The organism is Saliniramus sp. (assembly GCF_035311605.1).
Classification (GTDB): Bacteria; Pseudomonadota; Alphaproteobacteria; order Rhizobiales; family Beijerinckiaceae; genus Saliniramus.
The window spans coordinates 1-22,765 of the sequence record NZ_DATGCW010000033.1; the positions used below are offsets into that span (position 1 = coordinate 1).

General features: G+C 61.9%; 20 protein-coding genes. 9 read left to right on the plus strand and 11 right to left on the minus strand.

Going from position 1 to position 22,765, the window contains the following annotated elements; all coding sequences use genetic code 11:
* From VKP01_RS01615 to VKP01_RS01635, 5 genes are all read right to left on the minus strand, one after another.
* Positions 1-695 (minus strand): HAD-IC family P-type ATPase (locus VKP01_RS01615; RefSeq protein WP_324409889.1); only part of this gene is annotated, 695 nt, incomplete at its 3' end.
* A 227-nt stretch (positions 696-922) separates the two neighbouring features.
* Positions 923-1,894, minus strand: coding sequence for a sugar kinase (locus tag VKP01_RS01620; protein WP_324409890.1), 972 nt, complete (start codon positions 1,892-1,894; stop codon positions 923-925).
* A 31-nt stretch (positions 1,895-1,925) separates the two neighbouring features.
* Positions 1,926-2,465: a single-stranded DNA-binding protein gene (locus VKP01_RS01625; RefSeq protein ID WP_324409891.1), complete on the minus strand. Its 540-nt coding sequence runs from the start codon at positions 2,463-2,465 to the stop codon at positions 1,926-1,928.
* Between the two features lie 205 nt (positions 2,466-2,670).
* Positions 2,671-4,332 (minus strand): alpha-glucosidase family protein, encoded by a 1,662-nt coding sequence (locus tag VKP01_RS01630; RefSeq protein WP_324409892.1) that lies wholly within the window; start codon positions 4,330-4,332, stop codon positions 2,671-2,673.
* A 29-nt stretch (positions 4,333-4,361) separates the two neighbouring features.
* A complete protein-coding gene (locus tag VKP01_RS01635; protein WP_324409893.1) occupies positions 4,362-5,333 on the minus strand; it encodes a PfkB family carbohydrate kinase in 972 nt (323 codons plus the stop codon).
* Between the two features lie 539 nt (positions 5,334-5,872).
* Between VKP01_RS01635 and VKP01_RS01640 the strand changes: the two genes are divergently transcribed.
* The 6 genes from VKP01_RS01640 to VKP01_RS01665 all read left to right on the plus strand — a co-directional run bounded on the left by VKP01_RS01640 (position 5,873) and on the right by VKP01_RS01665 (position 11,968).
* Positions 5,873-7,246 (plus strand): ABC transporter substrate-binding protein, encoded by a 1,374-nt coding sequence (locus VKP01_RS01640; protein ID WP_324409894.1) that lies wholly within the window; start codon positions 5,873-5,875, stop codon positions 7,244-7,246.
* A 93-nt stretch (positions 7,247-7,339) separates the two neighbouring features.
* Entirely contained in the window at positions 7,340-8,320 is a 981-nt protein-coding gene (locus VKP01_RS01645; protein ID WP_324409895.1) for a sugar ABC transporter permease, read from the plus strand.
* A 12-nt stretch (positions 8,321-8,332) separates the two neighbouring features.
* Entirely contained in the window at positions 8,333-9,487 is a 1,155-nt protein-coding gene (locus VKP01_RS01650) for a carbohydrate ABC transporter permease (protein WP_324409896.1), read from the plus strand.
* Positions 9,488-9,527: 40 nt separating this feature from the next.
* On the plus strand, positions 9,528-10,619 hold the full coding sequence (locus VKP01_RS01655; protein ID WP_324409897.1) for an ABC transporter ATP-binding protein: 1,092 nt from the start codon (positions 9,528-9,530) through the stop codon (positions 10,617-10,619).
* Positions 10,620-10,626: 7 nt separating this feature from the next.
* Positions 10,627-11,040 carry a hypothetical protein gene (locus VKP01_RS01660; RefSeq protein ID WP_324409898.1) on the plus strand — a complete coding sequence of 138 codons (414 nt, stop codon included), beginning with the start codon at positions 10,627-10,629 and terminating at the stop codon, positions 11,038-11,040.
* A gap of 280 nt (positions 11,041-11,320) precedes the next feature.
* The gene (locus VKP01_RS01665; RefSeq protein ID WP_324409899.1) at positions 11,321-11,968 is read left to right on the plus strand and encodes a Crp/Fnr family transcriptional regulator; all 648 of its coding nucleotides are present in this window, start codon (positions 11,321-11,323) and stop codon (positions 11,966-11,968) included.
* A gap of 9 nt (positions 11,969-11,977) precedes the next feature.
* Here the strand turns inward: VKP01_RS01665 and VKP01_RS01670 are convergent, their stop codons facing one another.
* From VKP01_RS01670 to dnaG, 3 genes are all read right to left on the minus strand, one after another.
* Entirely contained in the window at positions 11,978-12,382 is a 405-nt protein-coding gene (locus VKP01_RS01670; protein WP_324409900.1) for an acyl-CoA thioesterase, read from the minus strand.
* A 19-nt stretch (positions 12,383-12,401) separates the two neighbouring features.
* Complete coding sequence (gene rpoD / locus VKP01_RS01675; RefSeq protein WP_324409901.1) at positions 12,402-14,477, minus strand: RNA polymerase sigma factor RpoD; 2,076 nt, start codon at positions 14,475-14,477, stop codon at positions 12,402-12,404.
* A 341-nt stretch (positions 14,478-14,818) separates the two neighbouring features.
* Entirely contained in the window at positions 14,819-16,747 is a 1,929-nt protein-coding gene (dnaG, locus tag VKP01_RS01680; protein WP_324409902.1) for a DNA primase, read from the minus strand.
* Positions 16,748-17,180: 433 nt separating this feature from the next.
* Between dnaG and VKP01_RS01685 the strand changes: the two genes are divergently transcribed.
* Positions 17,181-18,080, plus strand: a complete 900-nt coding sequence (locus tag VKP01_RS01685) for a DMT family transporter (RefSeq protein ID WP_324409903.1) — start codon at positions 17,181-17,183, stop codon at positions 18,078-18,080.
* On the opposite strand, the gene VKP01_RS01690 is transcribed toward VKP01_RS01685, so the two are convergent.
* The gene (locus VKP01_RS01690) at positions 18,051-18,953 is read right to left on the minus strand and encodes a LysR substrate-binding domain-containing protein (protein WP_324409904.1); all 903 of its coding nucleotides are present in this window, start codon (positions 18,951-18,953) and stop codon (positions 18,051-18,053) included. The two genes, VKP01_RS01685 and VKP01_RS01690, sit on opposite strands and share 30 nt — an antisense overlap.
* A gap of 41 nt (positions 18,954-18,994) precedes the next feature.
* Here VKP01_RS01690 and VKP01_RS01695 point away from each other — a divergent pair, with 41 nt between their 5' ends.
* Both VKP01_RS01695 and VKP01_RS01700 read left to right on the plus strand, forming a co-directional pair.
* Entirely contained in the window at positions 18,995-19,897 is a 903-nt protein-coding gene (locus tag VKP01_RS01695) for an ROK family protein (protein ID WP_324409905.1), read from the plus strand.
* On the plus strand, positions 19,891-20,856 hold the full coding sequence (locus VKP01_RS01700; RefSeq protein WP_324409906.1) for a carbohydrate kinase family protein: 966 nt from the start codon (positions 19,891-19,893) through the stop codon (positions 20,854-20,856). The genes VKP01_RS01695 and VKP01_RS01700 overlap by 7 nt, the downstream gene beginning before the upstream one ends.
* On the opposite strand, the gene VKP01_RS01705 is transcribed toward VKP01_RS01700, so the two are convergent.
* Together VKP01_RS01705 and VKP01_RS01710 are read right to left on the minus strand one after the other, a co-directional pair.
* The gene (locus tag VKP01_RS01705) at positions 20,853-22,154 is read right to left on the minus strand and encodes a TRAP transporter large permease subunit (RefSeq protein WP_324409907.1); all 1,302 of its coding nucleotides are present in this window, start codon (positions 22,152-22,154) and stop codon (positions 20,853-20,855) included. The genes VKP01_RS01700 and VKP01_RS01705 overlap by 4 nt on opposite strands.
* Positions 22,151-22,720 carry a TRAP transporter small permease gene (locus VKP01_RS01710; protein ID WP_324409908.1) on the minus strand — a complete coding sequence of 190 codons (570 nt, stop codon included), beginning with the start codon at positions 22,718-22,720 and terminating at the stop codon, positions 22,151-22,153. The genes VKP01_RS01705 and VKP01_RS01710 overlap by 4 nt, the downstream gene beginning before the upstream one ends.
* Positions 22,721-22,765 lie beyond the last annotated feature (45 nt).

Sequence of the window (22,765 nt, forward strand, 5' to 3'; positions counted from 1 at the left end):
CCGAGATCGGCATTCTCCTCGACCGGATCGGTCTTCTTCTCGACGGCGGTCGATTCGCCGGTCAGCGCCGCTTCCTGCGTCTGCAGGTTCCTGATCCTGATCAGCCGCAGATCGGCGGGCACACGGTCACCGGCTTCGAGATGGACGATATCGCCGGGGACGAGCTCCTCCGCGTCGATCTTGCGCTTCCTGCCCCCGCGCCGAGCGAAGGCGTCGCTGGAGAGGATGTCGCGTACGCTCTCCAGCGCCTGCTCGGCGCGGCCTTCCTGAATGAAGCCGATAATGGCGATGATCAGGACGACGGCAAAGATGACGCCGCTGTCGAGCCATTCGCCGAGCAGTGCGGTGATCACGCCGGCGACGAGCAGCAGATAGATGAAGAGATTGTCGAACTGGCTGATGAAGCGCTGCAACGTGGTGCGCTGGGCGCCCTGGGAAAGCTGGTTGCGGCCGAAGCTCTCGCGGCGCTGCGCGATCGCCTCTTGCGAAAGCCCCGCATCCGCATCGACATCCAGCGCCCGCAGCGTGTCATCGATGGACTCGGCATGCCATTTGCGCGCGTCGATATCCGTGCGCTCCGGATTGCCGTCGGCACCGGAACCGGTGGATCGTGGCGGTTGCCCGCTGTTGGATTCCGCAGCGATATGGGCTTGCTCAGGGGATTCCTGATCGGCATGCGCGGTTTTCTCGGACATGGGCTCTCCGTCATCAATCTGTAGCACGCTTGCTGCGAAGACGCGGCAGGGCGCGAAAGAGTTCCGCGATGATCGTGCGATCCGGCAACGGGATCCCGCGACGCGTGATCACACTTGCCGCATTGCACTGCAACATGCCACGCGCTGGCGAAGATCGAAAGTCGGCACAAACCCGGTCATCGCGGGTCGGCTCTGCCCGACCGCAACGCGGCCCGCTCGTCAGCGGCTCAGCCGTCCCCGTCAGCGGACAAAGCCGCGCGGGCAGCGTCAACCGCCCCGCGACCGGGCAAGGGCGCGATCGCGCCGTATCCCGTGGTCGACAGCGCGGCAGCAATACAGGCATAGTGCCCGGCGGCGAAAGGATCGCCGGTTTCCCCAAGATGCACCAGGAAGGCTGCATCGAAGGCATCGCCGGCCCCCGTCGCATCGCGCGCCGTGACCGGAAAAGCCGGGATGCGGCGGCGCGCATGCGGCGTGGCGATGATCGCGCCCTGCGCGCCCAGTGTCATCGCGACGATGGCGCAACCACCCTCCAGACAATGATCGACCAGAGCCTCGGGATCGCGCGTGCCGAAAATCTTCGCGGCATCTTCGTGACCGGGCAATGCGATGTCGCACAGCCGCAAAGCCTCACGGATGATCGCGCGGGCGCGCGGCAGCGGCCACAGGGCAAGGCGCAGATTGGTATCATAGGCGATGCGTGCACCGGCCTCGCGCGCCAGAGCCATGGCCTCGAAACCGGTATCGCAGGCCGCGAGCGAAATCCCCTGACTGATCGCCGAGAGATGCAGGAGGCGCGTGCGCGCCAGCGCGGCGCGGGCCGCATCGTCGAGTGCGTAGTGCGTTGCCGCCGAGGACGCGCGCAGATAGGCGAAGCGGTGCCCCTGTGCGCCGCCATGTTCAACGAGATAGGCCCCCGTCGGCGCCTGCGGATCGCGCCGCACGCAGGCCGTATCCACCCCTTCACGCGCCCAGAGCGCCATGATGTCGTCGCCGAAGGCATCCGCGCCGAGCGCGCCGAGAAAGCCGGTCCGTGCCCCGAGCCGCGCCGCCGCAACGGCGACATTGGAGACGTCGCCGCCGAAACCGCGCAGGCAGCGATCATCGCTTGCATCGGCGTTGAACTCGATCAGCGGCTCGCCGAGGGCGAGCAGATCGAAACGCGCGTCGCGATCAGCACAAGCACTCGCCGGTCCCATCGCTTACCTTCATGGCTGACCCGCCCGGATGTCAGAACGGGATGTCGTCGTCGAGATCATCGTAGCGCGAACCGCCGCCACTGCCACTGCCACCGGAGCCACCGCCGCCGGAACCGGCGCGAGCGGGACGGTTTTCCATCGGCGAGGAGCGACCGAACTCGTCGCCCCCACCGCCATAACCACTGTCATCACGCTCACCCCCACCACCGCCGCCGCCGCCGCGGGAATCGAGAATGGTGAGTTCACCGCGGTAACGCTGCAGCACGATCTCCGTCGAATAGCGATCGGCGCCGCTCTGGTCCTGCCATTTGCGCGTCTGGAGCTGGCCCTCGATATAAACCTTCGTGCCCTTCTTCAGATATTGCTCGGCAATGCGCCCGAGCGGCTCGTTGAAGATCACCACGGAATGCCATTCGGTGCGCTCGCGCCGCTCACCGCTCTGCTTGTCGCGCCAGGTCTCGGAGGTCGCGATGCGCAGATTGACGACGGGATCGCCATTGCCGGTGCGCCGCACCTCCGGATCGCGGCCCAGATTGCCGACGATTATGACCTTGTTCACGCTGCCCGCCATCCGAGCCTCCTTCGATCCGTTGACGCCTGTTACCTTCGTTCTGACGCCTGCCGCACCAAACGACAAGACGTCCCGGGCCCTGTCCCCATCGGAATTTCAAACCCGGTCCAGATTCATGTTCTGCATATGTTCGTTCCAATGGCAACCCCCGGACAGCCATGCGCCTGGCCCCGTCTCATCCCGGTGCAGCCAAAGACGTGCGCCGCTACGCCGGCGTCCGAAACAGTGCGACGCCGAACGGCGACAGGCCGAGACCGCCATCGGGCAAAGCCTGAGCCTCAAATCCGCGCAGCGCGACCGGTGCGCCCAATCCTTGGGGCACGGCGACGGCGAGACCATCCCGCGTCAGCCTCTGCGCCTGCGTGCTCAGATTGAACAGGCAGAAAATGCCCTCGCCGTCCTTCTCGCGCAGGAATGCGAGGATCGGTTCCGGCGCATCGAGAAAGCGCAGCCCGCCCTCGCGCATGGCCGGCTCGTTGCGCCGCCAGTGCAGGAAACGCCGCACCCGCGCGAACGCGGAATCGGGCTCCTCCACCTGCTGGTCGACCGCGCGCGAAAGATGCACGTGCGGGATCGGCAGCCAGGGCGTGCCGGCGCTGAACCCGGCCTGCGGCGCGCCCGCATGCCAGGGCATTGGCGTGCGGCAGCCGTCGCGCCCCGGCTGGTCGGGCCAGAACCGGATGCCGTAGGGATCCTGCATGTCCTCGGGCGCAATCACTGCCTCCTCAAGGCCGAGTTCCTCCCCCTGATACAGGCAGGAGCCGCCGCCGAGGCTGGTCACGAGCGCTGCGACGAGGGCCGCTCCGGCATCGGGGTCGGCTTCGAGTTGCAGCCGCGTGACCGCGCGCACGACGTCGTGATTGGCCAGCGCCCAGCAGGGCCAGCCCGTGCCGATGGCACCGCGGACCTCCTCCACCACCCGTCGGATCGCCTGCGCCATGAAGGGGGCGGAGAGCAATTCGAAGGAATAGGCCATATGCAGCCGCCGGCCTGCCTCGGTATAGGCGGCCGTGGTCGCCATGACGTCGCGGTCGGGCCCGATCTCGCCGAACATCGCCGCTCCGGGATAGCGATCGGTGAGCCTGCGCAGATCCTCCAGAAAGGCGAGATTCTCCGGGCGTGTCTTGGAATAGACGTGATCCTGATAGGCGTAAGGGTTTGTGCGCGCCAGCCCCGCCACGGCGTGCTCCTGCGGCAGGGGCGGATTGTCGCGCAGTTCCGCGTCGTGAAAATAGAAATTGACCACGTCGAGCCGGAACCCGTCGACACCGCGATCGAGCCAGAACCGGGCCACGTCGAGCGCGGCGTCACGAACCTCAGGATTGTGGAAGTTCAGATCCGGTTGGGAGGCGAGGAAATTGTGCAGATAATACTGCCTGCGTCGCGAATCCCATTCCCAGGCCGGCCCGCCGAAGATCGACAGCCAGTTGTTGGGCGGGGTGCCGTCCGGCTTGGGATCGGCCCAGACATACCAGTCCGCCCTGGCGTTGTCGCGGCTTGAGCGGCTCTCGCGAAACCATGAATGGCGGTTCGAACTGTGCGAGAGCACCAGATCGATGATCACGCGCAGGCCCCGCTCATGCGCCGCCGCGATCAGGGTATCGCAATCGGCGAGCGTGCCGAAGATCGGATCGACATCGCAATAATCGGCCACATCGTAACCGAAATCCTCCATGGGCGAGACGAAGAACGGCGAGACCCAGATCGCATCCGCACCCAGATCCGCCACATAATCCAGCTGCGCGGTGATGCCGGCGAGATCACCGATCCCGTCCCCGTTGCTGTCGAGGAAAGAGCGCGGGTAGATATGGTAGACCACGGCGTGGCGCCACCAGTTCGGATCCCTCGGACTCAGCTGTTTCGCCATCAGGCTGCCTCTTGCGCAATCAGATCCAGTTATGAAACGACCGCATCGCCAATATGTTGCATGATCGATGCGTGATCGGGCGGGTCGGCGCCGGCACGGGTGCAGGTCAGCGCCGCCGCGCTCGCGGCATAGGCGAGCGGGAAGCGCAGGGCATCCGCGCCGCAAGCCGCGAGGCCCGCGCGATCAAAGGGACCGTAGCGGGCTAAAGCCGCCAGAAATGCGGCGTGAAAACTGTCGCCGGCGCCCACCGCATCGACGACCGTCACCTGCGGCGGGCGCACGGTGAGGCTGAAATCACGATGATGCAGTCGCGCACCGGCCCCGCCCTCGGTGACGACCACGAGGGCGGGGCCGGCGGAGGCGTGATCGGCGAGCGCCCGCGCCGCAAAGCCATGCGCATCACCGTAACCCGTCGCGACATCCGCCGCGCTCGCCTTGACGATATCGGCCTTCGCCAGACAGGCCTCGAAGGCACCGCGCCAGACCGCGTCGGGGGGCGTGAGCGCCGAGCGCAGATTGGGGTCGAGGCTGATCAGCCGCCGGCCCGCTTCGCGCGACACGAGACGGCGCAAGGCGTCACCGGCGGGCTCCAGCGCGATCGGAAAGGAGCCGAGGACCAGCGCCCGCACGGGTGAATCATCGCAAAGCATCAGCGCATCGGCGGGCAGGTCCAGATCGGCCACCCGGTCGCCGTAGAACCCGTAAGCCGGCTCGCCGGTGGCATCACGTGAAACGGCGACGATACGCGTGGGATGGACGCTCTCGGTCGCCGATGCCGGCAACACGCCTTCCGCATGCAGGCGCGCGCGCAACCACCGACCGAACACGTCTGCGGAGAGACCGCCGAGATAGCCCGCCGCGATACCGTTCTCGGCGGCAAGGCGCGCGAGGCCCACGGCACAGTTGAAAGCCGATCCGCCCGGCACCGGTTGCGCCGCGAGCTCCGCGCCTTGCGGATCGACGAGAAGATCGACCAACGCTTCACCACATACGAGAATCATGGTTGTCCGAATTGCAAGCGATGCGGAAGCGACCGACCGGAAAGGCGATCTGCGGAAAGCGGGCGCGACGCGGCAGTGATCACGCCATTGCGCCATGAGATTGTGCATGCCCGATGCCGGGTCGCAAGCGCCATGCGGCGATTAGAAGAAATTTTTCATTGTCCTGCAATGCACAATAATCACCCCCATTAAAGAGGACGGAAATCAGATTCCAGGAGCTCTGCAAAGCTTGTGAATCCGGAAATGCGAGAGTATTTTGCAGCGCACACAAAAATCGATACAGCATACTTTGGCACAAAACGGTCTATGCGTGAGCCTTGCTGATACCGGCCATGCTTGTCCGATCACCCAAGCCTGCCGACCGCTTCAATACAGGGCTCATGATATGCGAATATATGTAAATACGCATTGCCGCATTGACACGCGTATCGCGATGGGTGAGCCTAAGGACAATCTAAAAGCAGTTGTTTCCTGATCGGGAGTGGCGGGGGTTGCCCGATCTTCCCAAGGAACCGACTGAGAACCAGGGAGGTTGGTGAATGAAACGCAAGCTTTGCGCCGGCGTGGCGCTCGCAGCAATCATCGGCGGTGGCGCTGCTTTCTCCGACGGGGCCGCTGCCCAGAATCTGATCTTCGCCCCGGGTGCGGACGAACGGCTGAACTGGGCGAGTTTCGAAGCATTCGCCGAAGCCCATGATTTTTCCGGCGAACGCATGACCGTGGCCGGCCCCTGGACGGGTCGCGATGCGCGCCTCGTGGAGAGCGTTCTGGCCTATTTCGCCGCAGCGACGGGCGCGGAGGTCGTCTATTCGGGCTCAGACAGTTTCGAGCAGGATATCGTGATCTCCACCCAGGCCGGCTCGGCGCCAAACATCGCCGTCTTCCCGCAGCCGGGGCTGGCCGCCGACATGGCCGCCCAGGGTTTCCTCGAGCCGCTCGGCGAAGATACGGCGGATTGGGTGCGCGAGAACTATTCCGCCGGCGAATCCTGGGTCGATCTGGGCAGTTTCACCGGGCCGGACGGCGATGATGCGCTCTACGGCTTCTTCTACAAGGTCGATGTCAAGTCCCTCGTCTGGTACAGCCCGGACCAGTTCTTCGAGGCGGGCTACGATACGCCCGAAACCATGGCGGAGCTCAAGGCCCTCACCGAACAGATTGTCGCCGATGGCGGCACACCCTGGTGCATCGGGCTCGGCGCCGGCGCCGCGACCGGCTGGCCGGCGACGGACTGGGTCGAGGATCTGATGCTGCGCCTGCATGCGCCAGAGATCTATGACGGCTGGGTGGACAATGCCATCCCCTTCGACGATGCGCGCGTCGTTGAAGCGATTGAGGAATATGGCTGGTTCGCCCGCAATGACGACTTCGTCGCCGGTGGTGTCGAGGCCGTACCCACGACCGATTTCCGCGACAGTCCGGCAGGCCTCTTCACCTTCCCGCCGGAATGCTACATGCACAAGCAGGCGAGCTTCATTCCGACCTTCTTCCCCGAAGGTACTGAATACGGCTTCGACGTGGATTTTTTCTACTTTCCCGCCTTCGAGGATCGCGATCTCGGCAACCCGGTGATGGGGGCCGGCACGCTGTTTGCCATTGCCGACGATTCGCAAGCGGCTCGCGGCCTGATGTCCTTCCTGCAAACGCCGATCGCGCATGAGATCTGGATGGCACAATCGGGCTTCCTCACCCCTTATCTCGCGGCGAATCCGGAAGCTTACGGCGACGATGCCTTGCGCGCCATGGGCGAGATCCTGCTCGAGGCGACCACCTTCCGCTTCGACGCATCCGATCTGATGCCCGGCGAGATCGGGGCTGGCGCCTTCTGGACGGGCATGGTCGATTACACGACCGGCGCCGATGCCGAGGACGTCGCCGGCGCAATCCAGGATCGCTGGGACGCGATGCGCTGACAGCGGCGAAGCGGCGGGCGGGCGGATATCCGCGCGCCGCTGATCCGGCCTGCACGAGAAAAACCAAGCAGGACGCCTTCAGGGGGAAGCGCCATGACACCAATGCTGCAGGGCCTGTTGACGATCGTCATCGGCGTAAGTGCCTGTGTGGGCTATTTCTACGCCGCAAACCTGTTTCTCGACAAGGTTCTGTTGCCCGCGCGCGGGCCGCATGCCGGGCGCAACATCAACCGTGCGAACCGGATCCGGCCCTGGATATTCCTGTTCCCGGCCCTGTTCGTGCTCGGGCTTTATCTCGTCTATCCGGTGGTCGGTTCGTTCCATCGCTCGCTGTTCGATCGCTCGGGCGAGACGTTCATCGGCCTGGGCAATTACGTCGCGCTGTTCAACGCCGCCGATTTCCGCATCAGCGTGTTCAACAACCTGCTCTGGATCATCGTGGTGCCGGCCTCCGCCACCTTCATCGGCCTGATCGCGGCGCAGCTCACCGATCGGCTGACCTGGGGCAATATCGCCAAATCCATGATCTTCATGCCGATGGCGATCTCTTTCGTCGGCGCCTCGCTGATCTGGAAATTCGTCTATGCCGTCAATCCCGATATCGGCCTGATCAACGCTTTCCGTTTCGCCTTCGGCGCCGAACGCAGCGTCGATGTGATCCAGATACCGTTGTGGAACAATTTCTTTCTGATGGTGATCCTTATCTGGATCAAGACGGGCTTTGCCATGGTGATCCTCTCCGCCGCCCTGCGCGGCATACCCGAAGAGACGATCGAGGCCGCGATCATCGACGGGGCGAGCCCGTGGCAGGTCTTCTTCAAGATCAAGGTGCCGCAGATCATGGGTACCATTGTCGTGGTCTGGACGACCATCACCATCCTCGTGCTCAAGGTCTTCGACATCGTCTACACCATGACGGGCGGCAATTTCGGCACGGAAATCCTGCCCAGTTACATGATGAGTTACATGTTCCGCGATGACGGGCGGGCCACGGCGGTTGCCTTCGTGATCATGGTCCTCGTCCTGCCGGTGATGATCTGGAACATCGTTCAGGCCCGGCGCGAAGTGCGGTGAGGAGGCGGGAACATGGATTCGATTGCCGGCAAGAAATCGCGCCTGACATGGGCGGTCAACATCGCCGTCATGCTGCTCGTGATGCTGTGGCTGATCCCCACCATCGGGCTGTTCATCTCCTCCTTCCGTGACCGCGACCAGATTTCGCAATCGGGGTGGTGGGTGGCGCCGCTGCCGGTCGAGCTGACCTTCCGCAGCCGTGTCAATCCGCGGGACCAGCGCGAGGAAAGTGGGCGCTTCATCATCACGGGGAACGTCTTCCACGATCCCGCCAATGCCGCGCGCTTCCCTGACGGTCGGGGCGAGGTGGTGAATTTCGGCATACGCGGCGCTGCACCGGCGGAATTTCCGGCGGGAGCCGAGGCGGATTTGCGTCGAGGCGGGACCCTCACCGTGGCGCGCGACGGAACATTCCGCGTGAATGCGCCGGAAGCCTTCGAGCGGCGCGGGCCGACCATCTATTTCGAGGCGCGGATACCACCGCAATTCACGCTGCGGAATTACTGGACCGTGCTGAACGCCGACGGGATGGGCAAGGCGTTCATCAACACGCTCACCGTCACCATTCCGGCGACGATCATCCCGATCCTGATTGCCGCCTTCGCCGCCTATGCGCTCGCCTGGATGCGGTTTCCGGGCCGCGCGCTGCTGATCGCGGGGATCGTCGGCCTGCTCGTGGTGCCGTTACAGCTCGCCCTCGTGCCGCTGTTGCGTCTGCATACCAGTATCGGGATCGGGCAGAGTTTCATGGGGATATGGCTCGCGCATACCGGGTTCGGCATGCCGCTGGCAATCTATCTGCTGCGCAATTACATGGCCGGCCTGCCGCGCGACATTATCGAGAGCGCGCGGGTGGATGGGGCCACGGATTTCCAGGTCTTCACCAGGATCGTCCTGCCGCTGTCCTTCCCGGCGCTCGCCTCCTTCGCGATCTTCCAGTTCCTGTGGACCTGGAACGACCTGCTCGTCGCCAAGGTATTCCTGCCGTCGGGGCCCGATTTTCAGGTCATGACCGTGAAGATCGCCGATGACCTGCTCGGCTCGCGTGGTGGTGATTGGGGAATTCTCGCAACGGCTGCCTTTGTTTCCATCGGCGTGCCGCTGCTCGTCTTCTTCACGCTGCAGCGATACCTCGTGCGAGGGCTGCTGGCGGGTTCGGTGAAATAGAAACGGGTTGTGCCGAAACGAGAACGGGGAGCATGGGACGATGGCCGAGTTGAAACTGACCGGGGTCGAGAAAGCCTATGGCGACGTCAAGGTTCTCGCCAACATCAATCTCGGGATTCGGCCGGGCGAACTCGTCGTCTTCGTGGGGCCGTCCGGCTGCGGCAAGTCCACGCTGCTGCGCATGATTGCCGGCCTCGAACAGATCACCGGCGGCACGCTCGAGATTGACGGCATGGTCATGAACGATGTGCATCCCTCCCAGCGCGGCATCGCCATGGTGTTCCAGTCCTATGCGCTCTATCCGCACATGACGGTGCGCGACAACATGGCCTTCGCACTCAGGATCGCGAAGAAGACCGGCACGGAGATCAACGCTGCCGTCGCGCGTGCCGCCCGGATCCTGCAGCTCGAACCCCTGCTCGACCGGCTGCCCAAGGAGCTCTCCGGCGGGCAGCGCCAGCGCGTCGCCATCGGACGCGCCATCGTGCGCGATCCACGCGTCTACCTCTTCGACGAACCGCTCTCCAATCTCGACGCCGCCCTGCGCGTGGCGACGCGGATCGAGATCGCGCAATTGAAGGAATCGATGCCCGATTCCACCATGATCTACGTCACGCATGATCAGGTCGAAGCGATGACGCTCGCGAGCCGCATCGTGGTGCTGGCCAATGGCGGCATCGCCCAGGTCGGCTCGCCGATGGATCTCTATACGAAGCCGGAGAACGAATTCGTGGCGCAATTCATCGGCTCACCCGCCATGAACCTCCTGCCCGGACGCATTACCGAAACGGGCGCGCAGACGCACGTCGCGCTGGAGGGCGGCGGAACGGCGCGCGTTGCCATTCCGACCACGGAGGCGGATCGGAACCTTCCGATCAATCTCGGCGTACGCCCGGAAGATCTCGTCGCGAGCGATGACGCGGATTATCTCTATCGTGGCAAGGTCCAGATTACCGAGGCGCTCGGCGAACTCACCGTGCTCTATTTCGCGCGTGATGCCGCAGGTGCGCAGGTTCTGGCCAAACTGCCAGGCATTCATTCAGACATGCGCGGCAGGGCCGTCAGCCTCAAGGCGGATCCGGACCGGCTTCACCTGTTCCATCAGGGCCGCTCGCTGCTCTATCGCAGTTGATCCGAGCGTGATGGCTCCCGGTCGCCGCTACTGCATCAGGGCGGGTACAGGGATGCGCCAGCGGCGCATGATCCGGCTTCACGGAAAGGCGATATCGGCATTGGGAATTACGCACGGCAGGGAAAAACATCGTCGAAATAATACAATTTTTAGTAAATTCGATAAACAAAATACAATCTTAAGAATCATTTTCACCTTCATTTTATCTACCTCAAATAGCGATTGGTACAGACAGGAGATGTCTGTTTTCGATCCTGATCGCACCTCTTCTGTAAAGAGGCTTTCAGCCTTCAACGAGATTTTTATCGATATCGCCGAAAAGTTGCATATCAAATATGCAATCCCCGTAGCGATCCGGAAGATCGTTCCAATATCCGGAATGGTCAGCCAATTCCGGCGCAGAATTGGTTCATTGGTCTGAACAATCATTGACATTTTCGATCACTAGTGAGAATTGTATGGACAAGTCTGTGCGTAAGCGGACACAAAATACAATCTCATGAAGTGAAGGGTGCCCGGGAGGGGCGGCTGGCATGTCGAACAGACGGGAAAGTACAAAGGTATCTCGGAGCATCTCGGCAACCAGCGAAACGTCCGGTCCCGAGCGCACGCGTATATTCGAACTTGGAAATGACCAGAACAGATTACTGATTGCAGCCGATCCGCAAGATCGCGCCACATTACAACCTTTCCTCGAACCTGTGACCTTGCTTCCCGGCGAAGTCCTGCTCGATGTCGGGCAGGCGATTGATTACGTGTATTTCCCGCAAAGCGGCGTCATCTCGCTTCTGACGATGGTGCAACCAGGCCAGTTCGTCGAAACCTGCACGATCGGGCGCGAAGGCGCCGTCGGCCTCGTCACCGGACTCGGCTCCGGCGTCTCGCTCAGCCGTGTGGTCGTGCAGATCGCCGGGCGCGCCCTGCGCATGCGCGCAGCGCTCTTGAACGAGATCCTGCCCAAGACACCCAGCCTCAACGACATCAAGACGCGTTATGGTGAGGCCCTGATCTCGCAGGTCTTGCAGACGCTTGCCTGCAACACGCTGCATTCGGTCGAGCAACGTCTGTGCCGCTGGCTGCTGATCTGCCGCGACCGAACCGAGAGTAATACGGTCCCGCTGACCCAGGAGGCTTTGGCCGAAATGCTCGGTGTCCAGCGCACGACGGTGACAGCCGCAGCCCGCAGCTTGCAGGCGCGGGGCTTGATCCGATATCGTCGCGGCGTGATCGAATGCACCGATGTGAACGGATTGCAGCAGACCTCGTGCGAATGCTACGCGCTCATGCGCGATACCTTCGAGCGACTGCTGCCATATACATACGAAGATCCGCCGGGTGATCGCGGGTGAGGGAGCGCTTCAGCCCGCCGCAGGGATCGGGCGCGGGCGCCCCGCATCGTCAATGGCGACGAAGGTGAAGCTGGCATCCGTCACCTTCTCGCGCGTATCGCTCTGGAAGCGCCTTGCCCAGGCCTCGATATGGATCTTCATCGAGGTCCGCCCCACCGATTCGATCTCGGTATAGACGCACAACACATCCCCGACCCGCACCGGGCGGATGAAGGTCATCGCCTCGACGGCGATGGTGACGACACGCCCGCGTGCGCGCTCGACACCGGCTATGCCACCCGCCTGGTCCATCTGGGAAAGCACCCAGCCGCCGAAGATATCGCCATTGGCGTTGGTATCGGCGGGCATGGCGATGGTGCGCACCGTGAGTTCGCCGCGCGGTTCGTTCGCTTCATTCCCGGATGCAGCCGCCATCGCCGCGCCCTCCCCCGGATCAGTTGTCGAGGAAGCTGCGCAGCTTGCGCGAGCGCGACGGGTGCTTGAGCTTGCGCAGGGCCTTCGCCTCGATCTGGCGGATACGCTCGCGGGTCACCGAGAATTGCTGGCCAACTTCCTCAAGCGTGTGATCGGTGTTCATGCCGATGCCGAAACGCATGCGCAGCACACGCTCCTCGCGAGGCGTGAGCGAGGCGAGCACCCGGGTCGTGGTCTCGCGCAGATTCGACTGGATGGCGGAATCGATCGGCAGGACCGCGTTCTTGTCCTCAATGAAATCGCCCAGATGCGAATCTTCCTCGTCGCCGATCGGCGTCTCCAGCGAGATCGGCTCCTTGGCGATCTTGAGCACCTTGCGCACTTTCTCCAGCGGCATGGCGAGCTTCTCGGCCAGTTCCTCCGGCGTCGGCTCGCGCCCGATCTCGTGCAGCATCTGGCGCGAGGTGCGCACGATCTTGTTGATCGTCTCGATCATGTGGACCGGGATGCGGATGGTGCGGGCCTGATCGGCGATCGAGCGGGTGATCGCCTGCCGGATCCACCAGGTGGCGTAGGTCGAGAACTTGTAACCGCGACGATACTCGAATTTGTCGACCGCCTTCATCAGGCCGATATTGCCTTCCTGAATCAGATCCAGGAATTGCAGGCCGCGATTCGTATATTTCTTGGCGATCGAGATCACGAGGCGCAGATTGGCCTCGATCATCTCCTTCTTGGCCTGGCGCGCCTCGCGCTCGCCCTTTTGCACCATGTGCACGATCTTGCGGAATTCCGAGATCTCGAGCCCGGTTTCGGAGGCGAGCGTATGGATCTGGTCGCGCAGGTCGTGGATCTGGTCTTTGCCGTCGGCGACGAAGTTCTTCCAGCCCTTGCCGCCCAGCTTGGAGACGCGCAACAGCCATTTCGGATCGAGCTCGTAGCCCTGATAATTGCGCAGGAAATCCTCGCGCCCGACACCGAAGCTCTCGGCATAGCGCATCAACCGGCCCTCATGCGAGAGCAGGCGCTTGTTGATGTCGTAGAGTTGCTCGACCAGCGCATCGATGCGGTTCTGGTTCAGCGAGAGCGACTTCACGTCGGTGACGATCTCTTCCTTGAGCTTTTTGTACTTGCGCTCCTGGGAAGGTGTCAGCTGCGAATTCTGCATGCGCTGCTCGACATGCTCGACCTGCAGGCGGCGAAGTTTCTTGTAGTTGTCCGCGATCCGGTCGAAGGTTTCGAGTACGCGCGGCTTCAGCTCCGACTCCATGGCGGAGAGTGAGACATTGTTGTCCATATCGTCGTCATCGGCGTCGCCATCGGCATCGCCTTCCGCCTCGGCCTCCGGAGCCGAACCGGCCTGAGGCTGATCGCCGACCGGTTTCGCCGACGCACCCTCGCCGGAAGCTGCGCCGGCGGCACCGTTTACGACACCGCTGACCGCCGCACCCCCGCCCGTTTCCTCCTCGTCCTTGCCGGGGGCGCCCTTGCCCTCCGGGTCGGCATAGGTGGCTTCAAGATCAATGATGTCGCGCAGGAGCACGCGGCCCTCGACAAGCTCATCGCGCCAGATGATGATGGCCTGGAAGGTCAGCGGGCTCTCGCAGAGCCCCGCGATCATCGCCTCGCGACCGGCCTCGATGCGCTTGGCGATGGCGATTTCGCCCTCGCGCGACAGCAGTTCGACCGAGCCCATCTCACGCAGATACATGCGCACAGGGTCGTCGGTCCGGTCCGTCGGTTCCTTCGTGGTCTCGGGCTTGGCGGCAACGGCACGGCTGGTCGACGCCGCGACGAGATCGGTACCTTCGGCTTCCTCCTCGCCGGCTTCGCCTTCCGCCTGCGCCTCCTCGACTTCCTCTGCCTCGACGACATTGATGCCGAGCTCGCTGAGCTGCCCGAGCACATCCTCGATCTGCTCGGAAGAGAACTCCTCCGAGGGCAGGACGTCATTGAGCTCGTCATAGGTGACGTAACCGCGTTTGCGCGCGGTCTTGATCATCTTCTTGACCGCGGCATCGGTCAGATCGAGCAGCGGGCCATCCGATTGTTGCTCGGGCGCCGCTTCAGTGGTCTCAGTTGCCTTGGTCGCCATTCAAGAATTCCCACAGATCTCGGCCGGAATCGACGTTCCGGCAACGCGCCCCCACACTCCAGCCCCGTGCCCCGGGCCTGGCGTTTCGGCGGTAATGCTCAATGAACCCGGAACGCCCCTCGCTCGGGCACGCCGCGAATCACCGGACATGAAACACCAATCGGCTTGTCGAAGCGTTAAGCATCGCACCCGCTTAGCGAATCCACCCCGCGACGGGAAGCCGGACCAACGGAAAAATCGGCGCCGGACACATTTATCCGCCGCCGTCCGGACCCCCACAGCCCTTTTCAGAAACCGGTTCGCGTCGACGATCGCCTCCACCTCGCAACAGCCGTTACGATTCAATCTTCCCGATCGGCTTCCGCGCCCTCGAGCGACGACAATTGAACCTGAACGTCACGCATCCAGGCCAGATTGGCTTCACTGTCATCCTCGGCCAGTGCGCGGGCAGCCGCCTTCAGTTCCGTATGTAGCGTGTGTGCGCGCCGATGCAAGATGATGGCCTGCCTCAATGCATCCTCGACCCGCAATCCGTCAGCATGCGGGTCGAGAATCCAGCGCAGGCTGGGCACCATCCGGGCATGCAGGGATTCATACGTGTCGCCGAGACCGGCGCGCCGCAGCGAGAGCGCGACATATTCCGCCTCGGCAGTATTGTCCTCGGCGATATAATCGAGCAGGAATCCGCACAGCCGCCGCGCCTCGGGGCTGACCAGTTCGAGCGCCGCCAGCGTCTCGGCGTGATCCTCCAGAAGATGCGGATGCGCCACGAAGGCAGCCACGATGGTCGCTTCACGCGGCGCCGCCGCAGCCGGGATATCGGGATCGGGGCGGGCGAACAATCCGGAACGCAGCAGCGCCGGGCTCGGACGGTAGCCCTGCGGCAGGCGCATCCCCGGTGTCTCCTGCTGCCAGCCTGCGCGCGGCCCACGCGGATAGCCGCCGCCAGCCCCGCCCTGGCGTCCGCCCCCGCGCCCATAACCGCCGCTGCGCCGGCCCGCCCCGCGAAACTGCTGCGCCAGCCGTTCATTGATCGCATCCCGGTAATGCCGTTGCAGGGTCTCGTCGCTGATCACCCGCAGAGCCTGGTGCAGGCGCCGCTCGAAGGCGGCCCGCTGCTCCGGCGTTTCCAGCGGCCCGGCCTCGGTCTCGCGCGCCCAGAGCACGTCGATCAGGGGCAGCGCGGCTTCGAGCACCCGCTCCATCGCACCGGCGCCGCCCTCACGGGCGAGATCATCGGGATCCTGTCCCGCCGGCAGCATCGCCATGCGCAGCGACTTGCCCACCGGCAGCCGCGCGAGCGCCACGTCGAGCGCACGGAAGGCCGCCCGGCGCCCGGCCTTGTCGCCGTCGAAGCACAGGATCGGCTCGTCCGCCATACGCCACAGGACGGCGAGTTGCTCTTCCGTCAGCGCGGTGCCGAGCGGCGCGACCGCGTTGTCGAAGCCCATCCCCGCCATGGCGATGACGTCCATGTAACCCTCGACGGCGACGACGACGCCCTTGTCGTGCGCCGCCTTGCGCGCCTGATGGGCGTTGTAGAGCATCGTGCCCTTGTGAAAGAGCGGGGTATCGGGGGAGTTCAGATATTTTGCCGGCACGTCGGCCGAGAGCGCGCGCCCGCCGAAGGCGACGACGCGTCCGCGCGAATCGCAGATCGGGAAGATCAGTCGGTCGCGAAACCGGTCGAAGGGCACGGCGATGTCCTCGCCGGAGACCAGCAGCCCCGCCTCGATCATGGCCTCGCCGGGCACGCCCTTGTCGGCGAGATGATCGCGCAAGGCATAGCGCTCCGCCGGAGCGTAGCCGATGCGAAAGCGATTCTGCAGCGCCAGCGGCATGCCGCGCCGGGCAACATATTCGCGCGCATTGGTGCCGCGCCGTCCGGCATATTCCTTCTCGAAGAAGGCGGCGGCGAGTTCCATCACCTCGTGCAGGCCCGCGCGGCGCTTTTCCGCCTCGACATTTTCCGCCGTGGGCCTGGGCAGGCTCACACCCGCCTCACCGGCGAGCCGCTCGACCGTCTCGGGGAAGCTCAGCCCCTCGGTCTCCATCAGGAAATCGAAGATGTCGCCGTGCTTGCCAGACGAGAAACAGTGATAGAAGCCCTTCTGGTCGTTGACGTAGAACGAGGGCGACTTCTCCTGGTTGAACGGCGAGAGCCCCTTCCATTCGCGTCCGGCCTTCTTCATCTGCACGCGCTTGCGCACGACTTCCGAAACGGGAAGCCGGGCACGGATCTCGTCGAGAATCGCGGGCGGATAACGCATGGGTCGATCTTACATCAAATCGGAGCGCCTGCGGGTTTAGTCCGCGCGGCGTGCGATCGCACCTTGAAATGCGCCTGCGCGCCTGTGGATCGCTGTGGAGGAAATGCCGCTTCCTCCTGCGTCGCGCGGAAGCTGCGTACCGCCCCCGTCCGGTGGGACCAAGAGCGCGGGCTCCGCCCATCGAAGCCGGCGCGGGACACGATTGATGAATCAGACTGCACAATCATCAAAAATTTCTCGTTTGCCGCGATCGGGTTTTTCTGGTCATTGTCGTTGAAATTGCAGTAAATAAGAAAAGGACAAACAATGAAAAATCGTAAATACCACATCAAAAAAGTAATTGAATCAAAAATCAAAACTTTTTAAAATATGAAAAATTTTAATATTGTAATTCTGAATGTGAATGGCGGCTTTCTGGCCGTGTAGAAACGATATGACCTGGATCATACTCGGCCTCGGCGCCGGAATCATTCTCGGAATCTACGATTTCCTGACCAAGATCGCCCTTCGCAAGAACGGTGTCCTGGAAGTCGTTTTCTTGTCGTCGCTGATCGGTGCGCTTGTCTGGCTTCCCTTCATACTGGCCCCGGACAACGCCGTTCACGCCCTGCGCCCCGTCGGCCTTGCGCCGGAGGGCTTGTCCCTGAGTGAGCATCTCGCCGTTCTTCCGAAGTCGCTGATGATGGTCGTCACCTGGGTGCTGTCATACTATTCCGTCAAGGCTCTTCCCTTGTCGATTTCAGCCGCCGTCCGCGCATCGGGGCCGGTTTGGACAGCAATCGGCGCCTATGTTTTCCTCGGTGAACTGCTCTCCCCGATGCAATGGACCGGCATATTGCTGGCTGTCGCGGCGTATTACTATTTTTCGCTCATCGGAAAAAAAGAGGGTATTCATGTCCAGAGCAATCTTTGGGTATTCTGCATGCTCGCCGCAACGCTCATGTCCTCGGCAAATGCGTTGTATGATAAGCATATATTGGTGAATCTCAATCTAGATCTTGCATCGGTTCAGGCATATTCTGCACTTCAACGTGCAGCGCTCGCAGCTATAATTCTGCCTTTTATAATAAAACGCATCACACTCAAGGGCCTGATGTCCGAAAATTGGTCAATCACTGCCTTGGCAATTGCTTATGTTACAGCCGAATTCGTTTATCTCTGGTCCGTCAACTCAGAGGGAGCGCTTATATCCGTCATCTCCATCCTGAGACGAACAAATCTCATCATGGTATTCGGGCTCAGCGCCATTCTGCTTCGTGAAAATAACATACCTCAAAAGACCATGGCAATCGGTATTGTTCTACTAGGGATTTGCCTTGTCATTCTGAATTGAATCAATAAGCCATCCGTATACCTCCGCAATGGGCCTCCTGCTCAGCGAATGCTTTCTAAAGATGAGGAAATAAGAAGAATCGGATTCGAGTCCAATGTCGAACAATACTTCCAGTTCTCCGCGGCGAATCAATCGATCGACGAGCGAACGTCGCACGAGAGCGACGCCGACACCCTGCAGAGCAGCATCCACCATCATCGCCGTATCGGAGAGCAGAAGCAGCTTGCCGGTCCCCGGCGGCTCAAGCTTCGCCAGCTCGAACCACGGCGCCCAGGGTTGGCGCTGGTGCTCGACGAGCGTCGCGCGCCGGAGACGTTGCTGCAGGCCGCCCTCCCCGAGGGAGGCCGCATATGTCGGCGTTGCCACGGGAATCCACGCATCATCCATGATCTTGGTGACGGCCAGCCCCTCACTGCCCGGATCGCGGCAGAACCGGATGGCGAGATCGGCTTCATTCTGGTCGAGCTGCACTTGCCGCAAGGTCGTATCGATGTCCAGCGTGATGTCGGGCAGAGCATGCTGCAAGTCGGCGAGCCGAGGGAGCAGCCAGAAACGGGCAAAAGAAGGAAGGATCGACAGGCGCACATGCGTATGTCGATCCTTGAAGCTACTGGTGGCGCTCTGCAGCGCCACCAGAGCCGGAACGATGCTCTTGAGAAGCACATCCCCGTCCATTGTCAGACGCGCACTGCGCGTCGTACGCTCGAACAACAATGTTCCAAGATTTCGCTCCAGCTCCCTTATTCGATGACTGATCGCACTGTCGGTAATGCAGAGTTCTTCAGCCGCGCGTCGAAAACTGCGATGCCGGGCGACCGCGTCAAACGCTATCAGAGCTTGGGTTGAAGGGATGCTGCAGAATTCCGAATTCATTTTATTTCCCATCGAATGTTGATCAATTCTGGAGAAGCTCAATGCACATGATCGGAATAGATGTGGGTGGCACAAAGATCGAAGGTGTCGCCCTGGATAACAAAGGGCGTGAGATTTTTCGACTTCGGCGTAGAACAATGCATGATTCGGGATACGAAAATATAATCAAGCAAATTGCTGGCATTCATATGTCTATCGCGGCTAATATTGAAGATACCCCCTATTCTCTGGGCATCTGCACGCCGGGCACCATCGATCACGACAATGGAAGACTGCGATTTTGCAATATCGAATGCATGAATGGGAAAAATCTTCTGCGCGATCTGCAAGACGAAATCGGTATGCCGCTGGCGCTGACGAATGACGCGAACAGTTTTGCGCTTGCCGAAGCGCGGCTGGGAGCAGGTCGATCCGGGCACTTCGTATTCGGCATGGTACTCGGCACCGGCTGCGGCGGAGGCCTCGTCGTCGGCGGAGACATCTGGGAAGGGTGTAACGGGATTGCCGGGGAATGGGGGCATTCTATGCTCTACCATGGAGGCCATGCCTGCTATTGCGGGCGCCATGGATGCGTGGAGCGATATTTGAGCGGTACGGCCATCGAGCAGTCCTATCATGCAATCTCCGGGAGAAAAATCACCGTTCCAGAAATCCTGAATGCGCGCAAGTGCGGTGATCCGCATGCCGCGCGGGTTTTGGATGGCTTCATGGAGGCATTCGGTCTCGCAACAGCGAATCTGATCACGATATTTGACCCGGATATCATCGTGCTCGGGGGTGGGCTTTCAAATATCGACGAGATCTACGCGGAAGGAACACGACGTGTACTGGACAATATCATGGGAGATCATGTCAAAACCCAGGTAAGCCGCAATATATTAGGCGATTCAGCAGGCGTTCTGGGCGCCGCACTGCACGGCTACGAGGTCAGACGCTCATGCTGAAAGTGCTTTGTCTGGGTGGCGTCACGCTTGACGTCCTTGTAGCGATCGAGGCTGAAGTGCAGCCCCTGCCTGGGCAGAAACAGGAGGCCAGGCATATCGAGCTGGCCGCCGGAGGCGGCGCGATGAATGCGGCAACGGTCTTAAAGAGACTCGGTGCGCAGGTCGGCATCCACTGCGCGATCGGGCGGGATGAGGCCGGGGAGTTCATCTTGCGGACATTGACGCAGAGCAATGTCTCCACAACCAATGTTGAAGTGGTCGATGATACACCAACCGGCAAAGCCGTCGTCACCATTCCTCGGTCGGGCGACGCTTCGGTCATGGCTGCGCGCGGCGCAAACCTGAGGCTGCGCGCCGATTCCATCTCGATCAAATCTGCCGATCTGCTTTATGTGACCGCGGCGCCGCAAGCCGCCTACCGGGCAATCGCAAAGCGCCTTTCGGATGCGGCCCGCGCATTCGGATTCGTGGCGTTCAACCCCGGTATGGGCCAGATCATCGCAGACTTTGCACAATGTGAGCTCATCATCGCAGAATGTGATCTTCTCGTGGTCAACAAGAACGAGGCACGACAGCTTGCGCAACAGATGGATCTGCCTTGTTCCGGCTTGCCCATAATGGATATCTGCAGGGGCCTCGGTCGGAGATGCCAGGGTTTCGTCTGTATCACGGACGGGGAACATGGAGCCTGGCTGACTGGTGATACCGGAATCTTCTACCAACCGGCATTCGAACGGCGCAGGCCGGCGTATCAAAGCAGCACACTCGGCGCCGGAGATACTTTCGGCGCAACGCTGGCATACATGCTGCGGATGCGAGAGAGCCCAGAGGCGGCGCTTCAGCTGGCAGCGCGCAACGCGGCAGCCACGATGACAGCATTGGATGCGCATTCCGGAGCCTTGTGGATCGTCGACCTTAGATCGCGCTCCGACCTGACGGAGTCAGGCTGGGCGCTCTAACGCCGCAACGATACATTCTCTGGCAGGAACAGCGCCAGTTGCGGGACGAAGATGATAAAGATCGTGAAGGCCAGAGTGATCAGGAAGAAAGGGACCGTGGCATAGGCGATCCTGCTCAGTTTCTCACCGGTAATGCTCTGGATGACGAACAGGTTGAAGCCCACCGGAGGCGTAATCTGCGCAAGCTCCACCACCAGAATGAGGAACACTCCGAACCAGATCGGATCGAAACCCGCTGCGACGATCAGCGGCAGCGTGATCGGCAGCGTCATCACGATGATCGACAGGCCCTCCAGCACACAACCCAGCAGCACGTAGATCAGAAGCAGCATCAGGATCAGCATGAGGGGGGAGAGATCCATCCCGGCCACCGTCGATGCGACGAAACGCGGGATGCCAAGATAACCCATCGCAACCGACAGGAACACGGCGCCCGCGATGATCAGCCCGATCATGCTGGTGGTCCGCACCGATGCCATCAGCGCTTCCCACAGCGTTGCGGGACTGAAGGTACGTTGTGCGATGCTCACGATAATCGCGCCCAGAACACCAATGGCCGCACCTTCCGTGGGACTGGCAATGCCACCATACATCGATCCCAGGACAAAAGTGATCAAAAGGAATACCGGAAGGAGTTCCAGCAAGCCGGCGATCCGATCCCGCCACGTGAAAACGCGCGTCTCCACGGGTACGAGATCCGCCCGCAATTTGCTCCAGACCCCGATATAGATCATGTAGCACAATGCCAGCGCGACACCCGGCACAAGGCCGGCGAGAAACAGCCGCAGGATCGACTGCTCGGCCAGAACCCCGTAGATGATCATGATCACACTCGGCGGGATCAGGAAGCCGAGCGTGCCCGCACCGGCCAGCGAGCCCATCAGCAGACGCTTGTCATAACCGCGCGCGAGCAGTTCCTTCAGGGTGATTCGCCCGACAGTCACGGTGGTCGCCGCTGACGATCCGGAAACCGCAGCAAAGAGTGAGCACCCCAGGACGTTTACATGCGCCATCCCCCCCGGCAGGCTCGCGGTCCACGGCGCAAGCCCGGCGAACAGTTTTTCCGCCAGTTTGGTCCGGAACAGGATTTCCGCCATCAGGATGAAGAGCGGCAGCGCCAGCAACTCCGTGCCGGTTGTCGAATTCCAGAAGCTCTGTGACAGGACACGGCCAACCGGCATGTCGCGAAAGATCGTCAAAGCGCCGATCCCGACCGCGAAGAGCGAGAAACTGACCCAGACCCCAAGCGCAAGGAAGCCTGCGAGCAGCAGCAGAACCGCTGTAATCACCGGGGTCATCGCGACACCTCTTCATGCTCGCTGGGCAGATCGGCATCTCCCATGACGGTCAGTCGCACGAGTCGCGCAAGGAGTTGGAGGAAGAGCATCACGATCCCGAAAAGAGCAAAGGACTGCGGAATCCAGAGCATGATGCGAGACGGCTCGAAGGATCGCGTCCCGCGCTGAAACATGTTCCAGACGAAATCCGCAAATGCCATCAGCAGAAAGCCGATGATCAGGAGAGCAAGGATCGTTGCGAGAATGTCGATCAGCCGCGCAAGGCGTTTCGGCAGGGTCTCGAGCAACAGCGCAACCCGGACATGGCCCGCATTGCGCAAGGTATCTGCGGCCGCCAGGCTGATAACGGCAGCCATCGCATACGTCGCAAGTTCCCAAGTGACACCGAGACTGTGGTTGAAGAGGAAGCGGGCGAAGATTTCGCTGAGCATGAGAAATGCGATCGCCGCCATGAACAGGGCGGCGATCCTCGCCAACCAGAGCGCACAAAGATCAACGAGGTCGAGGATCGATCGGAGCACGTGAGCCACTTTCCATTGGTGATATCGAACCAGCGCCGAGGGCATGTTCGTGAAGGATGGCGCCGGTGCAGGAATCGCACCGGCGCATCA